This window comes from Roseixanthobacter liquoris (genome assembly GCF_043195135.2).
Taxonomy (GTDB): Bacteria; Pseudomonadota; Alphaproteobacteria; order Rhizobiales; family Xanthobacteraceae; genus NCEH01.
The window spans coordinates 2406587-2432165 of record NZ_CM195537.1; the positions used below are offsets into that span (position 1 = coordinate 2406587).

Annotated in this window: 20 protein-coding genes; 13 read left to right on the forward strand and 7 right to left on the reverse strand. The window is 67.4% G+C overall.

The window, feature by feature from the left end:
- The first annotated feature begins 120 nt into the window (after positions 1–120).
- Complete coding sequence (locus V5F84_RS10645; protein WP_394042610.1) at positions 121–1005, forward strand: AraC family transcriptional regulator; 885 nt, start codon at positions 121–123, stop codon at positions 1003–1005.
- A gap of 134 nt (positions 1006–1139) precedes the next feature.
- Here V5F84_RS10645 and V5F84_RS10650 read toward each other — a convergent pair whose 3' ends face one another.
- Entirely contained in the window at positions 1140–1319 is a 180-nt protein-coding gene (locus V5F84_RS10650) for a Myb-like DNA-binding domain-containing protein (protein WP_138397655.1), read from the reverse strand.
- Between the two features lie 381 nt (positions 1320–1700).
- Between V5F84_RS10650 and V5F84_RS10655 the strand changes: the two genes are divergently transcribed.
- A complete protein-coding gene (locus tag V5F84_RS10655; RefSeq protein WP_394042609.1) occupies positions 1701–3236 on the forward strand; it encodes an FAD-dependent monooxygenase in 1536 nt (511 codons plus the stop codon).
- Positions 3237–3452: 216 nt separating this feature from the next.
- Here the strand turns inward: V5F84_RS10655 and V5F84_RS10660 are convergent, their stop codons facing one another.
- A complete protein-coding gene (locus tag V5F84_RS10660) occupies positions 3453–4190 on the reverse strand; it encodes a helix-turn-helix transcriptional regulator (protein WP_394042608.1) in 738 nt (245 codons plus the stop codon).
- A 3-nt stretch (positions 4191–4193) separates the two neighbouring features.
- Between V5F84_RS10660 and V5F84_RS10665 the strand changes: the two genes are divergently transcribed.
- Entirely contained in the window at positions 4194–5015 is an 822-nt protein-coding gene (locus V5F84_RS10665) for a cupin domain-containing protein (protein WP_394042607.1), read from the forward strand.
- 207 nt (positions 5016–5222) lie between these two features.
- Here the strand turns inward: V5F84_RS10665 and V5F84_RS10670 are convergent, their stop codons facing one another.
- The gene (locus tag V5F84_RS10670) at positions 5223–6119 is read right to left on the reverse strand and encodes a LysR family transcriptional regulator (RefSeq protein ID WP_394042606.1); all 897 of its coding nucleotides are present in this window, start codon (positions 6117–6119) and stop codon (positions 5223–5225) included.
- A 251-nt stretch (positions 6120–6370) separates the two neighbouring features.
- On the opposite strand from V5F84_RS10670, the gene V5F84_RS10675 reads away from it, so the two are divergent.
- From V5F84_RS10675 to V5F84_RS10695, 5 genes are all read left to right on the forward strand, one after another.
- Entirely contained in the window at positions 6371–7054 is a 684-nt protein-coding gene (locus tag V5F84_RS10675; RefSeq protein WP_394042604.1) for a gamma-glutamylcyclotransferase, read from the forward strand.
- A gap of 116 nt (positions 7055–7170) precedes the next feature.
- A complete protein-coding gene (locus V5F84_RS10680; protein ID WP_394042603.1) occupies positions 7171–8715 on the forward strand; it encodes an MFS transporter in 1545 nt (514 codons plus the stop codon).
- Between the two features lie 347 nt (positions 8716–9062).
- Entirely contained in the window at positions 9063–10235 is a 1173-nt protein-coding gene (locus tag V5F84_RS10685) for an efflux RND transporter periplasmic adaptor subunit (RefSeq protein ID WP_394042602.1), read from the forward strand.
- The gene (locus V5F84_RS10690; protein ID WP_394042601.1) at positions 10232–13408 is read left to right on the forward strand and encodes an efflux RND transporter permease subunit; all 3177 of its coding nucleotides are present in this window, start codon (positions 10232–10234) and stop codon (positions 13406–13408) included. The genes V5F84_RS10685 and V5F84_RS10690 overlap by 4 nt, the downstream gene beginning before the upstream one ends.
- A gap of 191 nt (positions 13409–13599) precedes the next feature.
- Complete coding sequence (locus V5F84_RS10695; protein ID WP_394042600.1) at positions 13600–14241, forward strand: glutathione S-transferase family protein; 642 nt, start codon at positions 13600–13602, stop codon at positions 14239–14241.
- A 101-nt stretch (positions 14242–14342) separates the two neighbouring features.
- Here V5F84_RS10695 and katG read toward each other — a convergent pair whose 3' ends face one another.
- Positions 14343–16514 carry a catalase/peroxidase HPI gene (gene katG, locus V5F84_RS10700; RefSeq protein WP_394042599.1) on the reverse strand — a complete coding sequence of 724 codons (2172 nt, stop codon included), beginning with the start codon at positions 16512–16514 and terminating at the stop codon, positions 14343–14345.
- 130 nt (positions 16515–16644) lie between these two features.
- Here katG and V5F84_RS10705 point away from each other — a divergent pair, with 130 nt between their 5' ends.
- Positions 16645–17586 carry a hydrogen peroxide-inducible genes activator gene (locus V5F84_RS10705; protein ID WP_394042598.1) on the forward strand — a complete coding sequence of 314 codons (942 nt, stop codon included), beginning with the start codon at positions 16645–16647 and terminating at the stop codon, positions 17584–17586.
- An 89-nt stretch (positions 17587–17675) separates the two neighbouring features.
- Here V5F84_RS10705 and V5F84_RS10710 read toward each other — a convergent pair whose 3' ends face one another.
- Positions 17676–19148 (reverse strand): protein adenylyltransferase SelO, encoded by a 1473-nt coding sequence (locus tag V5F84_RS10710; protein ID WP_394042597.1) that lies wholly within the window; start codon positions 19146–19148, stop codon positions 17676–17678.
- 203 nt (positions 19149–19351) lie between these two features.
- Between V5F84_RS10710 and V5F84_RS10715 the strand changes: the two genes are divergently transcribed.
- Positions 19352–20662, forward strand: a complete 1311-nt coding sequence (locus V5F84_RS10715; protein ID WP_394042595.1) for an RsmB/NOP family class I SAM-dependent RNA methyltransferase — start codon at positions 19352–19354, stop codon at positions 20660–20662.
- A 19-nt stretch (positions 20663–20681) separates the two neighbouring features.
- On the opposite strand, the gene V5F84_RS10720 is transcribed toward V5F84_RS10715, so the two are convergent.
- Together V5F84_RS10720 and V5F84_RS10725 are read right to left on the reverse strand one after the other, a co-directional pair.
- Entirely contained in the window at positions 20682–22625 is a 1944-nt protein-coding gene (locus V5F84_RS10720) for a YgiQ family radical SAM protein (RefSeq protein ID WP_394042793.1), read from the reverse strand.
- A gap of 360 nt (positions 22626–22985) precedes the next feature.
- Positions 22986–23351 (reverse strand): winged helix-turn-helix transcriptional regulator, encoded by a 366-nt coding sequence (locus V5F84_RS10725; protein ID WP_394042594.1) that lies wholly within the window; start codon positions 23349–23351, stop codon positions 22986–22988.
- A gap of 98 nt (positions 23352–23449) precedes the next feature.
- On the opposite strand from V5F84_RS10725, the gene V5F84_RS10730 reads away from it, so the two are divergent.
- From V5F84_RS10730 to V5F84_RS10740, 3 genes are all read left to right on the forward strand, one after another.
- Positions 23450–24103: a hydrolase gene (locus V5F84_RS10730; protein WP_394042593.1), complete on the forward strand. Its 654-nt coding sequence runs from the start codon at positions 23450–23452 to the stop codon at positions 24101–24103.
- A 39-nt stretch (positions 24104–24142) separates the two neighbouring features.
- Positions 24143–25141 carry an alpha/beta fold hydrolase gene (locus tag V5F84_RS10735; protein ID WP_394042592.1) on the forward strand — a complete coding sequence of 333 codons (999 nt, stop codon included), beginning with the start codon at positions 24143–24145 and terminating at the stop codon, positions 25139–25141.
- Between the two features lie 146 nt (positions 25142–25287).
- Entirely contained in the window at positions 25288–25566 is a 279-nt protein-coding gene (locus V5F84_RS10740; RefSeq protein WP_394042591.1) for a DUF1427 family protein, read from the forward strand.
- Positions 25567–25579 lie beyond the last annotated feature (13 nt).

Here is a 25579-nt window from a genome sequence, read left to right on the forward strand (position 1 = left end):
GCGCCGCCCTTCACCCATATGGTTGGCGGCACGGGGAGTTGAGCGCCCGATCGTATCAACGCCTTGCCTGATCCTATCAGGAGGCTTGCTGCGCGGGCCGGGAAGGGCGATCTTCGCGCCATGCAGAATCTGATCGATCGCATGTGCGAGCGCATCTCGCGCCATACCGACGGCATGCGCTTGGAGACGCCGGTGCCGCGTGTGGGAATAGGCGTCGCCCGCCAGCACAGCGCGCCGGTGGCGACGCTCTACGAGCCGATGATCTGCGTGGTGCTGAAAGGCGCCAAGCAGGTCCTGATCGGCGACCGCATGCTGCGCTACGGCCCGGCGAGCTGCTTCATCGCCTCGCTCGAACTGCCCGCCACCGGATGCGTGATCGAAGCGGCCACGCACGAGCCCTACGTGGTCGCGAGCCTCGCCCTCGACCGGGATGCGCTGACGAGCCTGCTTGCCGACCTGCCGCCCGCCCCGGCCGCAAGGCCCGCGGCCGGCTTCGGCGTGGCGCCCGTCACGGCCGAGCTGCTGGAGGCCTGGGACCATCTGCTCGCGCTGCTGGACGCGCCCGACGACATCCCGTTCCTTGCTCCATCGCGCGAGCGCGAGGTGCTCTACCGTCTCCTGCAGGGTGCCCACGGCCCCATCCTCCGGCAGGTGGGGCGCGACGACAGCCGCCTGTCGCAGGTCCGCCGCGCGATCGGCTGGATCCGCCGCAACTTCGACCAGCCGCTGCGGACCGAGACCCTGGCCGAGATCGCCGGCATGAGCGTGCCGTCCTTCCACCGCCATTTCAAAGCGGCGACAGCCATGAGCCCGCTGCAATACCAGAAGACCCTGCGCCTTCAGGCGGCCCGGCGGCTGCTGACCACCAATACCGATGCGGCACGGGCCGCCTATGCCGTCGGCTATGAGAGCGCATCGCAATTCAGCCGCGAGTATGCGCGCCTGTTTGGCGCGCCGCCCTCACGCGACGCGGAGCGCCTGCGCAGCGCCTCCTACGAGATCTGACCTGCGCCAATGCTGACCCGGCGCGGGCGGTGCAAAATCGGGGGCGTTCTCAAAGGCTTGGCGTCAGAGGCTTGGCGTCAGGGTCTTGGCGATTGCGCGGGTAGCGATCCCTCAGGCCGAGCCATGAGCCACATCTAACGGAGCTTGGCGATGCCGATGCCATCGAGTTTGGCGCGGTCTTTGATGGATTCCTCGCTGCGCGTCATCGCTTTCGAAATCGCCTTCAGTGCCATGCCCTTCTTGGCAAGCAGCTTCAGCTTTTCGAGTTCCTCATGGGTCCAAGGTTGGCGGTGCCGTTCAAATCTCTCGGCCATGATCTGCCTCTACTCCGCCGGGACATGTCCGGCCTTCGCGGCATCTATAGCAGCAATGGCGATGAACAGGCCGCACCTATGGAGGCCTGCCGACCCATGCGGCCGCCGGCGCAAGGCAAGGGCGGCGGCGCGGCGGGGTGCGGCGCGCGCTGTGTTGCGGCCGGAGGTGCCCTGCGCTATAGGGAGCGCGTCGGAAAAGGCAGACTTGGCTTGGTCAGCCCAAGTCCTTTCGGTAACGAAAGCTCTGGTCTTTGGCTTCGGGCCTGAGATCCCCACGACGAACGTCGGGCGCTGTTGAGGCGCTGTTGCGTTCGTCCGTGCGGTCTCGGAACCGAGGAACGCTCCGGTCGAACATCTTCGACACAGGAGTATTCCAGGCCCATGTCCCACGCTCACATCCACGACGTCATTATCGCAGGCGCCGGCCCGGTCGGGCTGTTTCTCGCCTGCGAGCTGCGGCTCGCACATGTCTCCGTGCTCGTGCTGGAGCAGGCGGATGATCCGCGCTCACCCCTGAAGACATTGCCGTTCGGGATGCGCGGCCTGTCGGCACCGACCATCGAGGCTTTGTATCGCCGCGGCCTGCTCGATGAAATCATGGCGACACAGCACGCGAACGATGCCGCAGGCGCGACCCGGGCCTCCGCCCACTGGATGCAGCAGGAGCGGCGGCCTGCGGGGCACTTCGCCGGCATCCCGTTCTTCCATGAGGACATCGACGCTTCGAGATGGGCCCATCGGCTGCAAAGTCCGGCCGGGGTGAACCTCGCGGTGGATATGCAGTCCCTCGAATCCCTCCTGGCCACACGGGCGACGGCGATGGGGGCCGAGATCCGGCGCGGCGTCGGTGTCGAAGACTTCCACGAGACCGACGTCGGCGTGGTCGTCCGCGCCGGGGGAGAGACGTTCCACACGCGCTGGCTGGTCGGTTGCGACGGCGGGCGCAGCACGGTGCGCAAGGCCGGCGGCTTTCCGTTCGATGGCACCGATCCCGAGTTCACCGGCTATTCGGTCAAGGCCGACCTGGCCGATCCGGATGCGCTGCGCGCGGGACGCACCTACACCGCCGCGGGCATGTACACCTATGCCAAGCCCGGCGTGATCGCGATGGTCGATTTCGACGGAGGCGCCTTCCACAGGACGCGGCCGATCACGCGCGAGCACGTTCAGGCGGCGTTGCGCCGGATCTCGGGCACCGACGTTGCTCTCACCGCATTGCACCTCGCAGCCACCTGGACGGACCGCGCCTGCCAGGCGACGGCCTACCGCCGGGGCCGGGTGCTGCTCGCCGGCGACGCGGCGCATATCCATTCGCCCCTTGGCGGCCAAGGTCTCAATCTCGGCCTGGGCGACGCTATGAACCTGGGCTGGAAGCTGGCGGCCACCATCCATGGCCGAGCGCCGGCCGGACTGCTCGACAGCTATTTCACCGAGCGGCATCCGGAGGGAGCGCGGGTCCTTGACTGGTCGCGCGCGCAGGTCGCCCTCCTGCGGCCCACGCCGAGCACCCGCGCGCTTGCAGCCATCGTTCGCGATCTCATGGGGACGCGGGACGGGGCAACCTATTTCGCCGGAAAAGTGTGGGGCGTATCCCTGCGCTATGATCTTGGCAGCGGCCACCCGCTCGTCGGCCAGAGCATCCCCGATTTTGAACTCGCCGATGGGACGCGGGCGGGAAACCTTCTGCGAGACGGCCGTGGCCTGCTGCTCGACTTCGCCTCCCATGCCCCGCTCCGGGCGCTCGCGAACCGCTGGCAGGGACGGATCACCTATCTCTCGTCCGATGTGAAGGACCGTCTGGGATTGAGCGCGGTGCTGGTGCGCCCCGATGGCTTTTTCGCCTGGGCCAGCGAGGCCGCCGCCGATGAGGACGGCGCCCTGCAAGCCGCGACACGCTGGTTCGGCGCACCCGGCTGATCCGTATCGCCCGCAAAGCCGCCACCGCACGCTTTTCCAGCGCTACATCCGCGATGTCGGCTGAAACCGTCGTAACCGCCTGCAATGATGAGGCAACCTGCGCACGCCAGGATGTCGGCAGAAGTCTTAGATAAATTGCCTATACCATTGTCCGCCGTCTCGTCGGACGGCGGTCAACTTCTCTCGTCGCGATGCGGAGAGCGTGCGATGCGCTGTTCAGGCCGGGTGGGCGGCGCGCCTCCACAAGGCCGGTGTCAGTCCGGTGGCGCGCCGGAATGCCCGCGTGAAGTGGCTCTGGTCGGCGAACCCGCACCGCAGCGCGATGTCGGCCAGCGCAAGCCGCCGGTCGGAAAGCAGCCCGCGAGCACGCTCGATTCGGCGCGCCTGAAGCCAGGCATGAGGGGGCATTCCCGTGGATACCTTGAAAGCGCGCGCGAAATAGGAGGTTGAGAGACCGCAGGCCTCGGCAACGGCGTGCAGCGACACCTCGCCGGAGAGGCTCTGCGAAAGCAGCTCCTGGGCCCGCCTGAGCTGCCAGGGCGCAAGGCTGCCGCGCCTCGGGCGCATGGGCCGCAGCCCGCCATAGGTGGAGGCGACATGGGCAGCCATCGCGAGGACCAGATGGTCGATATAGGCCTGCGCGAGTCGCCCCGGCGCCTCGGCGGCGGCGGCCAGGAGCGGCGAGAGCTGCCGGGCGATCTCGTCGCTGGTGCTCCATTCCCCATCCAAGGTCAGGGTGCCAACGGGCGTTGCGCCGGCATCGATCGCAAGTCCTTCGAGCGCTTCCCGCGGCAGGTGAAGGTGCAGGCTGTCGAGCCGCTCGGTGAAGAGCGCGGAAGAGTCCCGGCGAAGATCCACGATGCTCAGGCTGCCCCTGGGAGCGCGCGGAACCGGGATGTGCCTGTCGTCGGCCCAGAAATCGTGCGCGGGCTGGTCCTGCAATTGCAGGATCACCAGATGCGCATCCTGCGCGGGAGCGCTCACCGCCGTCTGGCCGGCGGCATCGATGCGGTGGCGGGAAACGCCGATGCGCGCGCCGCCCATGGCCGTGCCGAGCGGGCAGCGCGTCTTGGGAGAGCCGTCGAAAAGAAGCTGACGTTGCATGTGGTGCCCTCGAAGGCCCTTCTGTTCGGCCCCCTCCGCCGCGGATCCCCCAAGGTCACCCAGATGGAACAACCGACCCGGCCTTGCAAGGCCAGCCCAACGCCGGTGCGGCGCGACACGCCGGTTTTCGACGAAACACGGCGCGCAGGGTCAATATTATTCCCCGGCCGGCCGGCATGGATGCCTCATCTCAAACGAGGTGACCCCATGACGAACCATGTTTTCCTCCAGCAACCCCTCTTTGCGACCGGCGAGAACCTGCGCTGGCACGAGCCCTTCCCGGGCGAGCGGATCGCGCTTCGGATCGACGGCCGGGACACCGGCGGCCGGTACGGCGTGGCCGAGGGAATCATCGAGCCCATGATCGGGCCGCCTTTGCACATCCACCACGATGCCGATGAGATCATCTATGTGTTGGATGGCACCGTGGACTTCGAGGTGGCCGGGCGGCGCCTGCGTTCCGCAAAGGGCGGCATCGTGCTCATCCCCCGCGGGACGCCCCATGCCTTCCGCAATTTTGGCGCCGAGCCCGCGCGGCTGCTGGGCTTCTTCACGCCGGGCGGCCTGGAGCGGATGTTCCCGGCGATGGAGGGACGTCCGCTGGAGGACTTCCCGCGGGTTGCCGCGGAATTCTCCGTGGAGATCGTCGGGCCGCCGCTCGAACCGGCAGCCTGACGGGCCGGGGAAAGGGCACAGGCGTGCCCTTTCCCGTGTCGGCCTCCCAGGCGTGTCCACGGGATGCGCGAAAGCCTTCGGTTTGCGGTCCACCGGCCTGTCAGGGGGCCGTCTGCGACAAGGGCGAGAGAAGGACGAGCAGGCGCCTGCGGACGTTTCTTACTGTGGCTTCCCACTGTGGCGCAGGCGCGAAATTTCGACTCAGGATCAGCCGAGCACGTCAACCAGATGGTTCAGCACGACGCGCGTCTTGGGCGGCATGCGGCGGCCCAGCGGGATGAGGGCGTGCACGGGTGGCCCCTCCACGTCCGCTTCCGGGAGGACATGGACAAGCTCTCCCGCCGCGACATGCGGATCCGCCACTCGATCATAGATCTGCCCGATGCCGAGACCGTTTATGGTGGCGTCCACATAGGCTCTCCCATCTCCCGTGACGAGGCTGGCCTCGGGCGAGATCTGAACCATCTTCCCGGCATCGGCCACGAACCACGGTCGCAGTGTGCCGGAGCCGGAGCGGAAGACGATGCCCTCATGGTCTCGAAGCTCGGCGACGGTCCCGATTGGGCCGCGCCGCTTCAGATAGTCCGGCGAAGCATAAAGGCCGAGGCGGATGTCGCACAGCTTGCGAACGGTCATGCTGCTGTCCGCCGCAAGCGCGCCGGCACGGATGACGATGTCCCAGCCCTCTCCCACCGCATCGGACTGGCGGTCGCTCAGGGACAGTTCGAGCGTCACCTTCGGATAGCGCGCCCGCACGGAGGCGAACGTCGGCAGCAGCAGCTTGCCGAAGCCGATGGGCGCGTCCATCCGCACGCGCCCCACGGGCTCCGAGCGGCGGGCCGAGAGGGCGACCTCCGCCTCCCCGAGAGTGTCCAAGGCCCCGCGGGCTGCGTCGAGATAGGTCTCGCCCTCCTCCGTGAGGCGCACGGCGCGCGTTGTGCGTTGAAAGAGTCGGGTGCCGAGCCGCGCCTCCAGGCGCTGCACCGCCTTGCCCACATTGGACTTGCTGGTGGCGAGCTGCTCGGCGGCGCGCGTGAAGCTGGCATTTTCGGCCACGGCCACGAAGGCGGCGATATCCTGGATCGGCGGAGGGCTGCGGTTCATTGGAAGCTCGCGGGCGGATAAGCTGCGCTGAATTCAGAATTATCACCTTATCGGCTCCAATCCCATCCCGATCCTCATCTGTCGGTCGGATTGGAGTTATAAAAACTGTTTAACTTCAACATGTTAATTCGTCTGTCTCCGCGCGGGATATAGAGCGTCGCCATTCTCCAAGTTTATCGCGCCCAGGCACCAGCGCATATCCATCGCACACCGACAATGGCGCCGATGCGCCCGCCGCGTGCGAGAGCAAGATGCAAAGACACATTCTCACCCGGGAACTGATAGAGACCGACGGCATCGATGCGATCGCCGCCCGTGACGCGCCCACGCTGCGGATCCTCTCGCCTTCGGAGCGCGCAACCTCGCTGCGCGAGACCCTTGCCGAGCGGCCGGAAGGCGATGTCTGGCTATTCGGCTACGGCTCGTTGATCTGGAATCCGTCGATCCAATTCGCGGAGCGCCGCACCGCGCGCGTCGAAGGTTGGCATCGCGCCTTCTGCCTTTCCGCTTTGGTGGGTCGAGGCTCGATGGACAATCCGGGGCTCGTTCTCGGCCTCGACGAGGGCGGCTCATGCGCGGGTGTCGCGTTCCGCATCGCCGAGAAGATGCTGGAGGCTGAGCTCTCTCTTGTTTGGAAGCGCGAGATGCTCGCCGCCGCCTACGTTCCCCGTTGGGTGGATGTGCGCGACGATGCCGGTGCGCGCTTCGGCAATGCCATCGCCTTCACCATCGACAAGGCAGGCCGCCATTATGCCGGCGGCCTCCCGGAAAACGAGGCGATCCAACGTATCGCCACCGCTTCGGGTGCGCTCGGCTCCTCGGCCGACTATCTGTTCCAGACCTGCGAAGGACTGCGCGCCCACGGGATCCCGGACACGGAGCTGGAAGAGCTTGCGGCCCGCGTCGCCGCGGTGCAAGCCGCCGCTGCGGATTGATCACTGTCGCCTCAAGGGAGACAGAGCATCGCGTTCGGATGCGTTTATCCGGCGCACAGCAAGGACCAAGTCGGAGACTTCCGCGGCTGCGTGCCGCTTCTGGATAAGCCTCCCTCATGGACCAATCGTTACCCCCACCGGTTTCGGGCCGGATTTCCGTCGTCGCCATCGTGTGCCTGGCGGCCCTGATCCTCCCTCTCAGCTTCTCCGGCGGCGCTGTCGCAACCCCGGCCATCGGCCGCGATCTCGGCGGCGATGCGGCGGCGCTGACCTGGATCACCAACGCCTTCATGCTCACATTCGGCAGCCTGCTCATGACCGCCGGCGCCCTCGCCGACAGGTTCGGCCGCAAGATGGTTTTCACCGGCGGCGTCGCGCTATTCGTGGCCTTCTCCCTGGCGCTGAGCTTCGCGCCGTCCATCGTCGCCATCGACGTCCTGCGCGCCGCGCAAGGGATCGGCGCCGCGGGCGCGCTGGCCGGTGGTTCTTCTGTCATGGCCCAGGAATTCCAGGGGCGTCGGCGTGCGCTCGCATTCAGCATGCTGGGCACCACTTTTGGCCTTGGGCTCGCCTTGGGGCCCGTCATTGCCGGCCTTCTTATCGATGCTTTCGGGTGGCGATCCATCTTCCTCACCAGCACCGGCATCGGCGCGCTCTCCCTTCTCCTCGCCTTGCCGGCCTTGCGCGAGACGCGGGATCCCGATGCCACGCGCCTTGACCTTCCCGGCGCGCTGAGCTTCACCGCAACGCTCTCGCTCTTCACCTTCGCCGTCATCGAGGGGCCCGGGCGGGGCTGGGGCGATGCGCGGGTGCTGGCGCTTTTCGCCGGCGCGGCGCTGATGTTCGGAGCGTTCATCTGTATCGAGGTCCGGGCAACGCGCCCCATGCTGGATCTCAGCTTGTTCCGCTATCCCCGTTTCCTGGGGGTCCAGCTCCTGCCGGTCGCCACCTGTTACTCCTATGTGGTGCTGCTCATCCTGCTTCCGCTGCGCTTCATCGGCATCGAGGGCATGAGCGAGGTCGAAGCCGGGTGGCTCATGACGGCTCTTTCCGCGCCGATGCTGGTTGTCCCTTCTCTCGCCGCGACGGCCACTCGGTGGATCTCGGCCGGCCTCATGTCCGCCATCGGGCTTGCTGCAGCATCGGTCGGGCTCGTCTGGCTCGGTTCCGTGCCTTCGGGCGCAGGCCTCGGCTTCGTCCCGCCCATGCTTGTCATTGGGCTTGGCGCCGGCGTGCCTTGGGGACTGATGGACGGTCTGGCCGTGAGCGTCGTGCCGAAAGAGCGCGCCGGGATGGCAGCAGGCATCTTCAACACGTCGCGCGTGGCGGGGGAGGGCATTGCGCTCGCCGGCGTCAGCGCAGCTCTGGCCACCCTCACCGCGCTCGGTGCGGGCATCCTCGCGCCGGACCTGCCGCCGGCCCAGCTTGCCGAGATCGCGCAGCGCTTGGCTGCGGGTGACCTCGCTCACGCCCTGGCTGCGGCACCAGGCGTGCCCGCCGCGCAGCTCGTGGCGAGCTACAGCCGCGCCTTCGCCGGACTTGCCGGTGGGCTCGCGGTCATCACGCTCCTCTCAGCTTTCGCCATCTACATGTTCCTGCGGCAGACCGCTCCGGCGACGAGAGAGCCGGGCGGTGCGAGCGAAGCGACCATTGCCGGCTGACGGAGCCGGCCGGTCGCGGTCATGCACATTCCGAACACAAGCGAAGGGGGCCGCGCGTGCCGGCCCCCCTTCTCGCGCCTCGTGCATTTCACCGGCGATGTTCGGCCTGGACGGCGGCGCGCCCCCATTGTCTCCGCCAAAGAGACAGAGCATGGCAGTGCAGCTTGTTTATCTCTCCGGTGCGAGCGGCCATGTTGCCACCACGGGCGGCCATCAGGCCGAAACCTCCACAAGAGTAATTTCGAACCCATCCGTTCAGAACTCAAGGCGCGAAAGTATTGGCGAAGGCCGGCAGCGAAGTCGGCGGGCGTCGATGGCATTCGCCCGGACGACAGAAAGTCCCGAACATGAAGCGACCCATCTTGTCTCTACAGCTCGCGGCGGTCAGCCTTCTTGCGCTGATGGTGGCCGCCTGCGAGCCGACCACCGTTGCAGCGCCCGCGCCTCCGACCGTCTCCGCCAGCATGCCCATGCAGCGGGAAGTCACGGGCTGGGACACGTTCACCGGCCGGCTGGAAGCCGTCGACACCATCGAAGTGCGCCCGCGCGTGGGCGGATATGTCGAGAAGGTCGCGTTCCGCGACGGCGATTACGTCCGCCGCGGCGACCTGCTGTTCGTCATCGATCCGCGGCCCTATCAGGCGGCGGTGACCCAGGCCGAGGGGCAGCTCGCCCAGGCCCACGCCCAGCTCGATCTCGCCGGGAAGGAGCTTGAGCGTGCCACCTCGCTGGTGAAGACCCAGGCGATCTCGACCGCCACCGTGGACCAGCGCCAGCAGGCGCAGGACGAGGCCAAGGCGGCGGTCATGACCGCGACCGGGGCCCTGGATCGCGCGAAGCTCGATCTCGAATTCACCGGCATCCACGCGCCCATCGACGGCCGGATCAGCCGCAAGCTGGTGGGCGCGGGCAATCTCGTGGCCGGCGGCGATGCCGGCGCGACGCTGCTCACCACCATCGTCTCGCTCGACACCATCGACGCCTATTTCGACATCGATGAGCAGAGCTATCTGCGTTACCGCAGGCTGGCCGAGAAGGACGGCAGCACCTCGATGGTGGAGCTCGGCGGCCAGGTGCAGGTGGCCCTTCCGGGCGAGAGCACCGCGCGCTTCACCGGCACGCTGAACTTCGCCGAGAACCGGCTGGATGCCTCCACCGGCACGCTGCGCCTGCGGGCGCGCATCGCCAATCCCGGCCATGCGCTCAATCCGGGCCAGTTCGTCCGCATCTCCATGGTGGCGGACGCCCCGCATCCGGCCCTGCTTGTGCCCGCCTCCGCGGTGACGAGCGATAGCGCCCAGCAGGTCCTCTATGTGGTCGGCACGGACGACAGCATCGTCGCCCGCCCGGTTACGCTCGGCCGGGTGTTCGGGAAGATGCGCGAGGTCACGGGCGGTCTGGAGGCGGGCGACCGCGTGGTCGTCTCCGGCCTCCAGCGGGCCCAGCCCGGCGCCAAGGTCAATGTGAAGGTCGAAACCCTGGATCCCAAGCAATTCGCGTTGAATGGAGGTGTGTTATGAACCTCGGACAACTCTCCGTCAGGCAGCCGATCCTGGCGATCGTCCTTTCCATCGTGACCATCATCGTCGGCGGCATCGCTTATCTGAGCTTGCCGGTCACGGAATATCCCGATGTCGTGCCGCCCACCGTGGTGGTGTCGACGAGCTATCCCGGCGCCTCCGCGCAGACGGTCGCGGACACCATCGCGACCCCCATCGAGCAGGAGGTGAACGGCGTTGAGGACATGCTGTATCTCTACAGCCAGGCCACCTCCGACGGCGGCCTCACCCTGACCGTGACCTTCAAGAGCGGCACCGATCTCGACAAGGCGCAGGTGCTGGTCCAGAACCGCGTGGCGCTCGCCGTCCCGCGCCTGCCCGAGCCGGTGCAGCGCAACGGCGTGTCGGTGAAGAAGTCGTCGCCGACCATCCTCTCCGGCGTTTTCCTCTATTCGCCGGACGGCAGCTACGACCAGCTCTATGTCTCCAACTTCGCCTTGCGGCGCGTGGTGGACGTCATCAAGCGCATCGACGGCGTGGGCGACATCCAGCTGTTCGGCGTGCGGGAATATTCCATGCGCATCTGGCTCGATCCGGAGCGCGCCGCTTCCTTCAACCTGACCCCGGCCGACATCCGCCAGGCGATCAACGCCCAGAACACGCAGGTCGCGGGCGGCGTGGTCGCCGAGCCGCCGGTCGCGAGCCAGGCCTTCCAGCCCACCCTCATCTTCGAGGGACGCCTGAAGAAGCCGGCCGAGTTCGGCGAGATCATCGTCAAGCGCGGCGCGGGCGGACGGATCGTGCGCCTGAAGGACGTTGCGCGCACCGAGATCGGCGCACTCACCTACACCACGGACAGCTATCTCGGCGACAAGCCGGCGGTGGCGCTCGCGGTGCTCCAGCGCCCCGGCGCGAACGCGCTCTCCACCCAGGATGCCATCGCCCGCACCATGGCGGAGCTGAAGAAGGATTTTCCGCGCGGCATCGACTACGACATCGGCTACAACCCCACCGCCTTCATCGGCGACAGCATCCATGAATTGGTGAAGACCATCTACGAAGCCATGGTGCTGGTGGTGCTGGTGGTGGTCGTGTTCCTCCAGGGCTGGCGCCCTTCCATCATCCCCATCCTGGCCATTCCGGTCTCGCTGGTTGGCACCATGGCGGTGATGGCGGCGCTGGGCTTCTCCATCAACAATCTCAGCCTGTTCGGCCTCGTGCTGGCGGTCGGCGTGGTGGTGGATGATGCCATCGTCGTGGTGGAGAACGTGGAGCGGCACCTCGCCGAGGGCAAGACGGCGCGCGAGGCGACGCTTCTGACCATGCAGGAAGTGGGCGGCGCACTGGTGGCGATCGCCTTGGTGCTCGCCTCGGTGTTCGTGCCCACCGCCTTCATTCCCGGCCTGTCGGGCCAGTTCTTTCGCCAGTTCGGCATCACCATTGCCGTGGCCACCATCATCTCGCTGTTTAACTCCTTCACGCTCTCGCCGGCCCTGGCCTCCATGATGCTGAAGCGGCATGCGGCCCATGACGAGAACCACGCGCCCAAGCGTGGCCTCGCCGCCCTGGGCACCCGCGCCGCGGACCTGTTCAATGCCGGCTTCGAGCGGCTCTCCGGCCTCTATGGCGCGGCCGTGGTCCGGCTCGTGGCGCATTGGAAGGTCATGCTGGCGCTCTACGTCGTCCTGCTGGGCGCGACCGCCTATCTCCTCGTGACCACGCCCAAGGGCTACATCCCCACACAGGATCGCGGCTACATCATCGCGATCCCGCAGCTTCCGGCTGGGGCATCGCTGGAGCGCACCACGGAGGTCGCCAAGGACGTGGGGCGCATCGCGCTCGAAATCCCCGGCGTCTCGCACCTGCCGACCTTCGCGGGCTTCTCCGGCGCCACCCAGACCATATCGTCTTCCTCGGCCGCCGCCTATGTGGTGCTGGAGCCGTTCGAGGAGCGGATGAAGCATGGACAGACGGCCCAGTCGATCCTGGAGGAACTGAAGACGCGCGTTGCCCACATCACCGGCGCCAGCATCCTTGTTGTGCCGCCGCCACCGGTGTCGGGCATCGGCAGCGCCGGGGGCTTCTCCATGCGGCTCGAGGATCGCGGCGGCGTCGGCACCGAGGCGCTCGACAAGGCGACCAACGACCTTGTCGCAGCAGCCAATGCAACGCCCGGGCTGGTGGGCGTCTACACCACCTTCTCGGCCAACACGCCCCAGATCAAGGTCGCCATCGACCGTGAGCGGGCGGAAATGCTCTCCGTGGCGAGCGCGGACGTGAACAGCGCCATCGAGAGCTATTTCGGCTCCAGCTACATCAACGACTTCAACCTCTACGGCCGCACCTATCGCGTCACCGCCCAGGCCGACCTTCCGTTCCGCACCACGGCGGAGGATCTGGCCCGGATCAAGGTGCGCAATGCGGCGGGCGACATGGTGCCGCTCGGCAATGTGGTGACGCTCGCCGATGCCTTCGGCGCCGACCGCGTGCCGCGCTACAACCTCTATCCCGCGACCGAGGTGAACGGCGACACCTTGGCCGGCTTCGGCGCGGCCTATGGCATCGCCAAGATGGAGGAATTGGCGAAGCAGGTGCTGCCTGCGGGCGTCAGCTTCGAATGGACGGACCTCAGCTACCAGCAGACCACCGCGGGGAGTATCGGCCTCCTGGTGTTTCCGCTGTGCGTCGTGTTCGTCTATCTCGTGCTGGCCGCCCAGTATGGAAGCTGGAGCCTGCCGCTCTCCATCCTCCTGATCGTCCCCATGGTGCTGCTCGCCGGTTCGGCCGGCGTGCTGGCGCTGGGGCAGGACATGAACATCCTGACCCAGATCGGCTTCATCGTGCTCGTCGGCCTTGCCGCCAAGAACGCGATCCTGATCGTCGAGGTGGCGCGCCAGCTCGAGCAGGAGGGCAGCGCCACCGTGGACGCGGTGGTGAAGGCTGCCCGGCTGCGGCTCCGCCCCATCCTCATGACCTCCTTCGCCTTCATCCTCGGCGTGCTACCGCTGGTGACCTCCAGCGGGCCGGGCGCCGAGATGCGGCAGGCCATGGGCGTCGCGGTGTTCTCCGGCATGCTCGGCGTCACCTTCTTCGGCCTCGTCTTCACGCCCGTCTTCTACGTGGTGATCCGGCGGCTGAGCGGGGGGCGCAAGCCGCGCGTGGAAGCGATCCCCTCCGAGGCCGTCCACGCCTGACCGGGGCGGGGCGAAGGTAAAGACCAGGCGTCGCGGGGCATTCCGCGGCGCCTTTTTTCATTTCTTCATTGTCGCTCCAAAAGCGAAAGAGCGTCCGATTTTGGAGTGTTTATCGCCAGGGCTACGACGTCGATAAAGGGCCATCACACGCGGCGTCGAACGACGCGCCGCCCACAGCAAGGACGCTTCTCATGAAACTCTACATCGCCGACAACACCTGCTCCCAGGCGGTCCAGATCGTCGCCAACGAGCTTGGGATCGATCTCGACCTCGTGCATTTCGACGTCGTGGGCAAGACCACCTCCAATGGCGAGGACTTCGCCGCCCTCAATCCCATGCTCTACGTGCCGGTGCTGAAGACCGGCGATGGACGGGACGATCTCCTCTCCGAGACGATCGTCATCACCTCCTACCTCGCGGACCAGCATCCGGATGCCGGACTGATCCCGGCGCGGGGCACGTTCGAGCGGGCGAAGTTCGACCAGCTCCTGGTCTTCATCGCCACCGAGATCGCGCAGAAGCACATCCCCCTGATGCGCAAGCTCATGAGCGAGGAGGGCATCGCCTGGGCCCGCGGCAAGATCGTCAGCGCCTACAAGATGCTCGACGACCGCCTCGCCGACGGCCGCCCCTTCCTGACCGGCGAGAAGGTGAGCGTGGCGGACGCCTATCTCTGGGCCACCTTCTGGCACAAGCGCTCCGGCGCGCCCATCGAGCACCTCAAGCATGTGATGGCCTGGAAGGCTCGCATGGATGCGCTTCCCTCGGTGCGCAAGGCGCTTCGAGAGGAGGCCGCGGTGGTCGCGCAGCACAGGGACCGGCTCGCGGCTTGATCCGTGATCGCCAAAAGCGAGGGGCCGCGGCGTGCCGCGGCCCCTTTTCGTTTGCTCTCATTCCGCAGCCGGATTCGGCGGCGGGTTGAGGCCGTTAAAGATCAGGCGAGATCGAAGCGATCGAGGTTCATCACCTTGGTCCAGGCGGCGACGAAGTCGGTCACGAACTTCTCCTTCGCGTCCGAGGCGGCATAGACCTCGGCCAGGGCCCGCAGGATGGAGTTCGAGCCGAACACCAGGTCGGCGCGGCTGCCGGTCCACTTGAGCTCGCCGGTCTTGCGGTCACGTCCTTCGTACACGTCCGTGGTGTCCGGGGCGGCCTTCCACTTCGTGCCCATGTCCAGCAGGTTGACGAAGAAGTCGTTGGTCAGCACGCCCGGGTTGTCGACGAGGACGGCGCCCCCGCCCACATTGATGTTGATGGCGCGCAGGCCGCCGACCAGGACGGTCATCTCCGGCGCGGTCAGCGTCAGGAGCTGGGCCTTGTCGATCAGCGCGACCTCGCCGGGCACCGCATAGCCCGACTTGTGGAAGTTGCGGAAGCCGTCGGCCTTCGGCTCCAGCCACTGGAAGGAGTCCACGTCGGTCTCGGCCTGCGAGGCGTCGGTGCGGCCGGGCGAGAACGGAACGGCGACATCGTGGCCCGCCGCCTTCGCGGCTTCCTCGACGCCGGCATTGCCGGCGAGCACGATCAGGTCGGCCAGCGAGACCTTCTTGCCGCCGGTCGCGTTGAGATTGAACTCGCCCTGGATGCGCTGGAGAACCTTCAGCACCTTGTCGAGCTGCTCGGGCTGGTTGACCTCCCAGTCCTTCTGCGGGGCGAGGCGGATGCGTGCGCCATTGGCGCCGCCGCGCTTGTCGCCGCCGCGGAAGGTGGAGGCGGAGGCCCAGGCGGTGCCCACCAGCTCGGAGACGGTGAGGCCGGAGGCGAGGACCTTGGCCTTCAGCTCCGCCGCGTCCGCCGCGTCGATCAGCGGGTGATCCACGGCCGGAACGGGATCCTGCCAGATCAGCACTTCGCGGGGCACTTCCGGGCCGAGATAGCGCGAGCGCGGGCCGAGATCGCGATGGGTCAGCTTGAACCACGCCCGGGCGAACGCCTCGGCGAAGGCCTGCGGGTTTTCCAGGAAGCGGCGCGAGATCTTCTCGTAGATCGGATCGAAGCGCAGCGACAGGTCGGTGGTCAGCATGGTCGGCTTGTGCTTCTTCGCCGGATCGTGCGCATCCGGGATCACCTCCGACCCATCCTTCGCCTCCCACTGGATGGCGCCGGCCGGGCTGCGGGTCTGCACCCATTCATACTTGAACAGGTTCTCGAAGAAGAAATTGCTCCATTGGGCGGGGGTCTGGGTCCAGGTGACTTCCAGGCCCGAGCCGATGGCATCCGCGCCGAAGCCCGTGCCGTAGTCGCTGGCCCAGCCGAGGCCCTGGGCTTCGAGCTGCGCGGCCTCCGGGTCCGGCCCCTTGTGGGATTCAGGCGCCGCGCCATGGGTCTTGCCGAAGGTGTGGCCGCCGCCGATGAGCGCGACCGTCTCTTCGTCGTTCATCGCCATGCGGGCGAAGGTCTCGCGGATGAAGGCGGCGGCGGAGAGGGGATCGCCGTCGCGGTTCGGGCCTTCCGGGTTGACGTAGATGAGGCCCATCTCGGTGGCGCTCAGCGGCGCGTTGAACTTGTCCAGCGCGCGATGAGTGAGCCAGGCGGTTTCCGAACCCCAGAACACGTCCTGGTCCGGCTCCCAGGTGTCTTCGCGGCCGGCGGCGAAGCCGAACGTGCGGAAGCCCATGGTCTCCAGCGCCACGTTGCCGGTGAGGATCAGCAGGTCGGCCCAGGAAATCTTCTGGCCGTACTTCTTCTTGATCGGCCACAGCAGGCGGCGGGACTTGTCGATGTTGACATTGTCCGGCCAGCTGTTCAGCGGGGCGAAGCGCTGCTGGCCGCGGCCGCCGCCGCCGCGGCCGTCCGCGAGGCGATAGGTGCCGGCGCTGTGCCAGGACATGCGGACGAACTGGGGACCATAATTGCCGAAGTCGGCCGGCCACCAATCCTGCGAGTCGGTCATCAGCTTGCGCAGGTCGCTCTTCAGCGCCTCATAGTCGAGCTTCTTGAACTCCTCGCGGTAGTTGAAAGCCCGGCCGAGCGGATCGGACTTGGAGGAGTGCTGGTTCAGCAGGTCCACACGCAGCCCGTTGGGCCACCAATCGCGGTTCTGGGTGCCGCCGGTGCCGTGGGCCACCGGGCATTTGCCCGTGCTCTCCTCAGTCGTCGCGTTCATGCTTCCCTCCGATCCAGGCTGCGGGCAAATCGAGACAATCGACCCACCCGAGCTTCACACGCAGGGCTCTTAGCAAATCTCATTCATTAGATTAATTCCGATTTACTGATTGCGTTGATAAGATGCGCTTATGAAGAATCTGACTTTCAAGCAGCTCCGCTATTTCGAGGCGCTGGCACGACACGGCCATTTCCGGCACGCGGCGGAGGCCTGCGGCATCTCGCAGCCGGCCTTGTCCATGCAGATCAAGGAATTGGAACGGGAGGTGGGCACCGAGCTGTTCGAGCGCGGCCCGCGCCAGGTGCGCCTCACCCGCTTCGGCGAGGCGTTCGCCCCGCGCATCCGCGACATTTTGCGCTCCATCGACGAACTGGGGGATCTCGCCCGCGCCTCGCGCGACCGGCTGATGGGGCGGCTGCGCATTGGCGTCATTCCCACCGTCGCGCCCTATCTGCTTCCGACCCTTCTCGGCAATCTGAGCCGGCTGCACGAAGGCCTGGACATCCATGTGCGCGAGACGCAGACGCCGCGCCTGCTCCAGGAATTGGAAGACGGCCGGCTGGACACGGCCATCGTCGCCCTGCCGGCCTCCGAACCCTCCCTGATGGAAATTCCTTTGTTCACGGAGAGCTTCGTTCTGGTCCGGCCCGGCGCGGACGCGGGCAAGCCGGTTCCCGACCCCGACGCGCTCCGCGAAATGCGGCTGCTCCTCCTGGAGGAGGGGCATTGCTTTCGCGACCAGGCCCTGTCGTTCTGCAACGTGGACATTCGTGCCACGCCGCGCGACTTCCTGGAGGCGAGTTCCCTTTCCACCCTCGTTCAGATGGTGGATGCGGGCATCGGCGTCACCTTGATCCCGGAGATGGCGGTGACGGTGGAAACCCGCTCCGCCTCGGTTTCCGTGGTGCGGTTCGGCAATCCCCAGCCGTCCCGCACCATCGGCATGGTCTGGCGCCGGACGAGCCCGCTCGCGAAGCAGTTGTTTCAGATATCGGAGGTGGTGCGCCACACCACCGACCTCCTGCGCCAGCACGGGGATGGACCCGTTACCCGCCAGCTCTCGGCCGATTAGCGGTTGGCCTGTCGGCGCTTGGCCTGTCGGCGCTTGGCCTGCCGGCATTCGCGAACCGGGAAGCGCCGCCGGCGAGGGCGAGCCCCGCCTCAGGTGCCGCAAAAGGTGCGCAGAACCTCTTCGCCGGGCGCGGGCGGGGCGGCATAGGGCGCGTTGCCGGGCTGGTCCGCAAAGGGCGCGGCAAGGGTCGCGACGAGGGCGTGGAAGGGCCCATAATCGCCATCGGTGACGGCGGCGCGGATGACGGCTTCGATCCGATGATTGCGCGGGATGAAGCGCGGGTTGACCCCCCGCATCGCCTGCGCCCGCTCGTCCGGCGAGACCGGATCCTGCCGCAGCCGCGCGGCGTACCGCGCGTGCCAGGCATTGATCCCCGCCGGGTCTCGGAACAGGGCGGCGAGATCGGCGAACGCATCTTCGTCCGACGCACGCCGCGACAGGGTGCGGAAGGTGAGGGTGAAATCGGCCCGTCCCTCGTGCATGGCGGCCAGCAAGTCGTCGATGAGACCGGCATCCTCCGCCAGGGCGGTCGTGAGGCCGAGCTTCGCCCGCATGCGGCCGAGATGGGCGTCCTCGAACCGGGGTGCGAACCCCCTCAGCACCTCCTCGGCGGCGGCGACCGCCTGATCCGGAGTCTCGTCGATCAGCGGTAGCAGGGTTTCGGCGAGCCGCGCCAGGTTCCAGAGGGCGATGCGGGGCTGGTTGCCGAACGCATAGCGGCCGAATTCATCGATCGAACTGAACACCTTGGCCGGGTCGTAGGCGTCCAGGAAGGCGCAGGGGCCGTAGTCGATGGTTTCGCCCGAGATCGCCATGTTGTCGGTATTCATCACGCCGTGGATGAAGCCGAGCGACATCCAGTGCGCGATCAGGCTGGCCTGGGAGCGAACCGCGTGATCGAGCAGGGCGAGATAGGGATTGTCCGCAGCGGCGGCCGCGGGGAAATGGCGCGCGATGACATAATTCGCGAGGCTCTTCAGCCCCTCCGCATCGCCCCGCGCCGCTGCATATTGGAACGTCCCCACCCGAATGTGGCTGGCGGCAACGCGGGTGAGAACCGCGCCGGGAAGCCCGGTCTCGCGCTGGACCCGGTCGCCGGTGGCAACGGCCGCGAGGGCGCGCGTGGTCGGCACGCCCAGCGCCGCCATGGCCTCGCTGACGATATATTCGCGCAGAACCGGCCCGAGGGCGGCGCGCCCGTCGCCCCTGCGCGAATAGGGCGTGCGCCCGGCGCCCTTCAGCTGGATATCGCGCCGCCTGCCGCTCCGGTCCACCACCTCGCCCAGAAGGATGGCGCGGCCGTCTCCGAGGCGGGGGACGAAATTGCCGAACTGGTGTCCGGCATAGGCCAGCGCGATCGGCGTGGAGGTGTCCGGAACCGCATTGCCCGAGAGCGCGGCGAGCCCTTCGGCGCTGCGCAGCCATTGCGTGTCCAGACCCAAGGCGTCGGCGAGGGGCTCGTTCAGTCGGATCAGGGCCGGCTGCCGCACGGCGCTCGGATGCACGGGCGAGAACAGGCTCTCGGGAAGCGAACGAAACGTGCTCTCGAATGCGATCGCCATGACCGGACCTGCCTCGTTTGGATGGGTGCAGCACAGATGGGCACGAACACCCGGCCGGGCAACGGGCGGGCGGCCGTGCGCGCCTCATTCGGTCATTTTTGAAGCAGGCACGCACAGCGGGTGCGGACAAATCCCGCGAATCAATGGTCAGCGGCACCGCTCTCCCTTATGGTGCCGCGGTTTTTTCAGCCCGACCTCTCGCCGTGACACCCGCCGCCCGTCTGCAAGCCACCCTCGACCTGATGCAGGAAGTCGACAGTGTCGCGCGCCCCGCCGATGCCGTCGTCTCGGCGTGGTTTCGCGCCCGCCGCCATATCGGCGAGGAGGATCGCGGCGCCATTCTGGATCTGCTCTATGCGTTGCTGCGCCATCACGCCCGATTGGGCTGGTGGCTGGCGAGGCACGGGCGCCCGGACCTGCCGCGCAACCGGCTGCTGGCCTGGCTCGTCCTCGACGGCGGCAAGACGCGCGATCAGGTGCAGGGGCTGTTCAACGGCGGCAAGTTCTCGCCTGCGGTCTTAAGCGACAATGAGCGCGGGCTGGTGGTGAAATTGCAGGGCGGCACCATCGACCATCCGGCCATGCCGGACGAGGTGCGCCTGGAATGTCCATCCTGGGCGGCGGACCTTTTGCGGCGCCGGTTCCAGGCCGCGTTCGGCGCCGAGATGGCCGCGCTCCTGGCGCCGGCTCCGCTTGATCTGCGCGTCAATCCGCTCAAGTCCACGCGCGCGGACGTGCTGGACGCGCTGCGCACGCTCGGCCTCAAGGCCGAGCCCTCGCCCCTGGCGCCTTACGGGATCCGCCTGAGGGAGCGGCCCTCGCTCGCCGGCTTGCCGATGCTGAAAAGCGGCGAGGTCGAGATTCAGGACGAGGGCTCGCAGCTCGTCGCGCTGCTGGTCGACGCGCGCGCGGGCGAACGCGTGGTGGATTTCTGCGCCGGGGCGGGGGGCAAGACGCTGGCGATCGCCGCGCAAATGGCGAACAAGGGCCATGTCATCGCCTGCGACGTCTCGGCGGCGCGCTTGCAGCGCAGCGCCGAGCGTTTCCGGCGCGCCGGCCTGCACAATATCGAGACCCGCCTTCTGGCCGGCGAACGGGATCGCTGGGTGAAGCGCCACAAGGGCGCCTTCGATCGCGTGCTGGTGGATGCGCCGTGCAGCGGCACCGGCACCTGGCGGCGCAATCCCGATGCACGCTGGCGCGCGCTCGGGCCCGGACTGGACAATCTCCTGCCGCTGCAAGCCGCAATATTGGCCAGCGCCGCGCGGCTGGTGAAGCCCGGCGGGCGGCTCGTCTACGCCACATGCTCGCTGCTGCCGGAGGAGAATGAGGAGCAGGTGGCCGCGTTCCTTGCCGCGCATCCGGCGTTTCATGTGGTGCCGCTGCGCGCGGCCGCGCCGCAGCTCCCCGCATCGGCGCATCCCGAGCATCTGGCGTTGACCCCCGCGCGCCACGACACCGACGGCTTCTTCGCCGCCGTCATGCAGCTTGAGGGTCCCCCACCGGCCGCCTGAGCGCGAACCGCCTGGGCTTTCACTTTCTCAGGGGAACGCCCTTCGTGGTGAAGCGCTGCGCCCCGACGGGACGGCTCGTGGGCCGCTTCGTGCCGGCGGCCTTGCCGGTTCCGGGGGGCTGGAAGGCGGGCACCAGCTGCTCGGGGCGCGAGCCGATGAGATCGGCGCGGCCCATCTCCTTCAGCGCCTCGCGCAGCAGCGGCCAATTGTCGGGATCGTGGTAGCGCAGGAACGCCTTGTGCAGCCGCCGCTGCCGACCGCCCTTGATCGCCTCGACCTTCTCGCTCGCCCCGCGCCGCACGCCGCGCAGCGTGTTGACGCCGGTATGGTACATGGCGGTCGCCGTGGCCATGGGCGAGGGCAGGAAGGTCTGCACCTGGTCGGCGCGATAGCGGTTCTTCTTGAGCCAGAGCGCGAGGTTCATCATGTCCTCGTCGGTCGTGCCCGGATGCGCGGCGATGAAATAGGGGATCAGATAGTATTTCTTGCCGGCCTGCTTGGCCGCCGCGTCGAACATTTCCTTGAAGCGGTCATAGGTGCCGATGCCCGGCTTCATCATCTTGTCGAGCGGGCCGCGCTCGGTATGTTCGGGCGCGATCTTCAGATAGCCGCCGACGTGATGGGTCACCAGCTCCTTGATATATTCGGGGCTCGTCACCGCCAGATCGTAGCGCACGCCGGAGGCGACCATCACCTTCTTGACGCCGTCCACCTCGCGCACCTTGCGATAGAGGCGGATCAGATCGTCGTGCGAGGTGTTGAGGTTCGGGCAGATGTCGGGGAACACGCAGGACGGCAGCCGGCATGCCGCCTCGATCTTCGGATCCTTGCAGGCCATGCGGTACATGTTGGCGGTCGGCCCGCCGATGTCCGAGATGACGCCCGTGAAGCCCGGCGTCTTGTCGCGGATCTTCTCGATCTCCTTCAGGATCGAGCCTTCCGAGCGGTTCTGGATGATGCGGCCCTCATGCTCCGTGATGGAGCAGAAGGTACAGCCGCCGAAGCAGCCGCGCATGACCGTCACCGAGAACTTGATCATGTCCCAGGCGGGGATCTTCGCATCGCCGTAGGAGGGATGCGGCGCGCGGGCGTAGGGCAGGTCATAGACCGCATCCATCTCGTCCGAGGTGAGCGGGATCGGCGGCGGGTTCAGCCACAGGTCGCGGTCGCCGTGGCGCTGGACGAGGGGGCGCGCATTGCCGGGATTGGCCTCCCGGTGCAGCACGCGCGAGGCGCGGGCATAGGCTTCCTTGTCCTGCTCCACCTGCTCGTAGGAGGGCAGGCGGATCACGGTGTCGCCCGAATGGCGGGCCGCCGCCTCGTCGGCGGAATCGAGATCGTCGGCGTGCAGCTCCACATAATGCTCGGGCACCTTGCGGAACAGCGCCACGCCGCGGATGGAGTCCAGCGCGCGCGGCGCTTCTCCGGCGGCGAGGCGGTTCGCGACCTCGACGACGGCGCGCTCGGCATTGCCGTAGACCAGCAGGTCCGCCTTGGCGTCCGCCAGGATCGAGCGGCGCACCTTGTCGGACCAGTAATCGTAATGGGCGATGCGGCGCAGCGAGGCCTCGATGCCGCCGAGCACGATCGGCACGTCCTTGTACGCCTCGCGGCAGCGCTGGGTGTAGACGATGGTGCAGCGATCCGGCCGCTTGCCGCCTTCGCCGCCCGCCGTATAGGCATCGTCGTGGCGCAGACGGCGGTCGGAGGTGTAGCGGTTCACCATCGAGTCCAGGTTGCCGCCGGTGACGCCGAAGAACAGGGTGGGCTTGCCCAGCGCCTTGAACGGCTCCGCCGACTGCCAGTCCGGCTGGGCGATGATGCCGACCCTGAAGCCCTGGGATTCCAGCAGCCGGCCGATGATCGCCATGCCGAAGCTCGGATGGTCCACATAGGCGTCGCCCGTCACCAGCACGATGTCGCACGCGTCCCAGCCGAGCGCGGTCATCTCGGCGCGGCTCATGGGCAGGAACGGCGCCGCCGTGCCGGAATGCGGCCGGAGCAGGGGCGGGGCGATCGAGGTTTTTTCGGCGAGGGCCAGGGTATCCATGGCGCCACGCATAAGGCGCCCCCACTGCGAATTCAACCAAAGCGGTTGCCGCTGCGGCCGGCGCGACCGGTTCAAGGCTGAGGCTGCGCCGGGTGCGGAGGTTCGATGCCGGCGAAAGCTTCGCACTCCGCCTCGCGCATCATCCGCGCGGCGGCGGAGCGAAGGGAGGCGGATACAAGGGCGGCGGGGCGACAGGGTGCGCGCCGCCGCGCGAACCGCAGGCCCCACGTGCCTCGCCGCCTCTCGCCGGCCGGCGGGCCAGGGGCGCAGGCATCACGAATTTTTGATCTGGATCAAATTTAGATCCTGGGCGGGGGTCTCGCTGCGGCTGAGCAGGGCGTCGAGCCGGCGGCCTTGTTCGGTCAGGCTATATTCCACATGCAGCGGCAGGGCGCCGATATCCTTGCGGAGAAGGAAACCGTTTGCTTCCAGGTCCTTGAGACGGCCCGAAAGCACGCGGGCGGAAATCGGCCCGGGCAGGGCGCGGCGCAGCGCGCCGAACCGCATCGTTGTGTTGCGGCCCAAGGCCCACACGATATGGCTCATCCATTCCTGCGCGAGGAACTTCAACAGATGATCGAGCTGACATCCCGCCGGCTCACCAAGTGTTTCGCCCTTGCCAGACACTTTTTCATCCATAGTATCTTCCCGGTTACTACTTTTTTTCCGGCCCGAAGTGTGGCGCATAGGGGCGGAATTTGGATTGCCAAGTTCCGTTGCAACCAAAAGGTGGCCGCATGCTCCAAGCATCCCCCATTCCGGGCAAGGGACTGCTTTCGCCCGATGACCACACCCTGATCCTGATCGACCATCAATCCCAGATGGCGTTCGCCACCAAGTCCATCGATGCGGTCCTGCTGCGCAACAATGCCGCCATGGTGGCAGCCGCCGCGGCCGGATTCAACGTCTCCACCATCCTAACCACGGTGGCGGAGAAGACCTTCTCCGGACCCATGTTCGACGAGATCAAGGCCGCGTTCCCGACCGCGACGCCCATCGACCGCACCAGCATGAACAGCTGGGAAGACAAGAACATCACAGCCGCCGTCACCGCCGCCGGCAAGGGGCGGATCGTGCTCGGCGGGCTGTGGACCTCGGTGTGCATCGTCGGGCCGGCGCTGTCGGCCATCGACCAGGGGTTCGAGGTCTATGTGATCGCGGATGCCTGCGGCGACGTTTCCGACGAGGCGCACGAGCGCGCCATGCAGCGCATGATCCAGGCCGGGGCGCGGCCCATGACGGCGCTGCAATATCTGCTGGAACTCCAGCGCGACTGGGCGCGCGGGGCGACCTACGACCTCACCACCGGGATCGCGAAGGTGCACGGCGGCGGCTACGGCCTCGGCATCATCTACGCGAAGAGCATGTTCGGCGCCTCGGAGGCGCATTGAGCCGGCGCCCGCGCGGTCGCGACATGGAGCAGTCACAGGATGACCACACACTCACCCCGCTCGCCGGACGTTCCCGACCGTCGGGATGTCCTGCGGCTTGGTGCCGGTGCCGCCGTTCTTTCGGTGCTGCCGGCCTCGCTCGCCGCCGCGCAATCGCCGGCCGCGCCCCGTTCCCAGTCCACCCTCGAAAGGACCGATACCATGGGCTTCGTCACCACCAAGGACGGCGTTGAGATCTTCTACAAGGATTGGGGTCCGAAAAGCGGCCAGCCGATCATGTTCCACCATGGCTGGCCCCTGTCGTCCGACGATTGGGACGCGCAGATGCTGTTCTTCGTCTACCAGGGCTTCCGCGTGATCGCCCACGACCGGCGCGGCCACGGCCGCTCGTCGCAGGTGAGCGATGGCCACGACATGGACCATTACGCCGCCGACGCGTTCGCCGTCGTCGAGCATCTCGACCTGAAGAATGCGGTCCATATCGGCCATTCCACGGGCGGCGGCGAAGTCGCCCGCTATGTCGCCAAGCACGGCCAGCCGGCCGGCCGCGTCGCCAAGGCGGTGCTGGTCAGCGCCGTTCCCCCGCTCATGGTGAAGACCGAGGCCAATCCCGGCGGCCTGCCGATCGAGGTGTTCGACGGGCTGCGCGCCGGGCTCGCGGCCAATCGCGCGCAATTCTTCGTCGATGTGCCCGCCGGCCCCTTCTATGGCTTCAACCGGCCGGGCGCGACCGTGTCCCAGGGCGTCATCGACAATTGGTGGCGCCAGGGCATGATGGGCAGCGCCAAGGCCCATTACGAAGGCATCAAGGCGTTTTCGGAAACCGACCAGACCGAGGACCTGAAGACCATCACGGTCCCGACCCTCGTGCTGCACGGCACCGACGACCAGATCGTGCCGATCGCCGATTCCGCGCTGCTGTCCATCAAGCTGCTGAAGAACGGCACGCTCAAGACCTATGAGGGCTATCCTCACGGCATGCTCACCACCCATGCCGAGGTGATCAACCCCGACCTGCTCGCGTTCGTGAAGGGCTGACCGCGACGGCCGGCGCGCCTGCCGCGCCGGCCGCTCGCGCCCCACGGCGCCGAAGGGAGCTCTCCGGCGGGCCGATCGCCGGCGCCCGCGGCCAAGTTGTCGGAGGGCGGGGCGGGCGCCCGTCCTCCCCGTCTCAGGAGGGTTTCATGAAGCTTTATGTCGTCTCGCTGGCCGTCGGCGTTCTCGTCGGCGTCATCTATGCCCTGCTCGATGTGAAATCCCCTGCGCCGCCCGTGGTCGCCCTGATCGGGCTGCTGGGCATATTGATCGGCGAACAGGCGGTGCCCGTGGTGAAGCGGGCGCTCAGCGGGCAGCCGGTCACACTGTCCTGGTTCATGAGCGAATGCGCGCCGCCGATCCTCGGGGCGCCGCCCCGCGATGCGCGGCCTTCCGCTTCCGCCTCGAAGCCGGAGCGATCCTCATGAGCCTGACCCGCCG

Bases quoted from the DNA above. Each gene is read 5' to 3' on its own strand.
- katG (WP_394042599.1), bottom strand. From the start codon at position 16,514: ATGAACGCGACGACTGAGGAGAGCACGGGCAAATGCCCGGTGGCCCAC.
- V5F84_RS10645 (WP_394042610.1), top strand. From the start codon at position 121: ATGCAGAATCTGATCGATCGCATGTGCGAGCGCATCTCGCGCCATACC.
- V5F84_RS10675 (WP_394042604.1), top strand. From the start codon at position 6,371: ATGCAAAGACACATTCTCACCCGGGAACTGATAGAGACCGACGGCATC.
- V5F84_RS10705 (WP_394042598.1), top strand. From the start codon at position 16,645: ATGAAGAATCTGACTTTCAAGCAGCTCCGCTATTTCGAGGCGCTGGCA.
- V5F84_RS10685 (WP_394042602.1), top strand. From the start codon at position 9,063: ATGAAGCGACCCATCTTGTCTCTACAGCTCGCGGCGGTCAGCCTTCTT.
- V5F84_RS10665 (WP_394042607.1), top strand. From the start codon at position 4,194: ATGCGCATCCTGCGCGGGAGCGCTCACCGCCGTCTGGCCGGCGGCATC.
- V5F84_RS10695 (WP_394042600.1), top strand. From the start codon at position 13,600: ATGAAACTCTACATCGCCGACAACACCTGCTCCCAGGCGGTCCAGATC.
- V5F84_RS10690 (WP_394042601.1), top strand. From the start codon at position 10,232: ATGAACCTCGGACAACTCTCCGTCAGGCAGCCGATCCTGGCGATCGTC.
- V5F84_RS10670 (WP_394042606.1), bottom strand. From the start codon at position 6,119: ATGAACCGCAGCCCTCCGCCGATCCAGGATATCGCCGCCTTCGTGGCC.
- V5F84_RS10680 (WP_394042603.1), top strand. From the start codon at position 7,171: ATGGACCAATCGTTACCCCCACCGGTTTCGGGCCGGATTTCCGTCGTC.
- V5F84_RS10650 (WP_138397655.1), bottom strand. From the start codon at position 1,319: ATGGCCGAGAGATTTGAACGGCACCGCCAACCTTGGACCCATGAGGAA.
- V5F84_RS10735 (WP_394042592.1), top strand. From the start codon at position 24,143: ATGACCACACACTCACCCCGCTCGCCGGACGTTCCCGACCGTCGGGAT.
- V5F84_RS10655 (WP_394042609.1), top strand. From the start codon at position 1,701: ATGTCCCACGCTCACATCCACGACGTCATTATCGCAGGCGCCGGCCCG.
- V5F84_RS10725 (WP_394042594.1), bottom strand. From the start codon at position 23,351: ATGGATGAAAAAGTGTCTGGCAAGGGCGAAACACTTGGTGAGCCGGCG.
- V5F84_RS10720 (WP_394042793.1), bottom strand. From the start codon at position 22,625: ATGAGCCGCGCCGAGATGACCGCGCTCGGCTGGGACGCGTGCGACATC.
- V5F84_RS10730 (WP_394042593.1), top strand. From the start codon at position 23,450: ATGCTCCAAGCATCCCCCATTCCGGGCAAGGGACTGCTTTCGCCCGAT.
- V5F84_RS10740 (WP_394042591.1), top strand. From the start codon at position 25,288: ATGAAGCTTTATGTCGTCTCGCTGGCCGTCGGCGTTCTCGTCGGCGTC.
- V5F84_RS10710 (WP_394042597.1), bottom strand. From the start codon at position 19,148: ATGGCGATCGCATTCGAGAGCACGTTTCGTTCGCTTCCCGAGAGCCTG.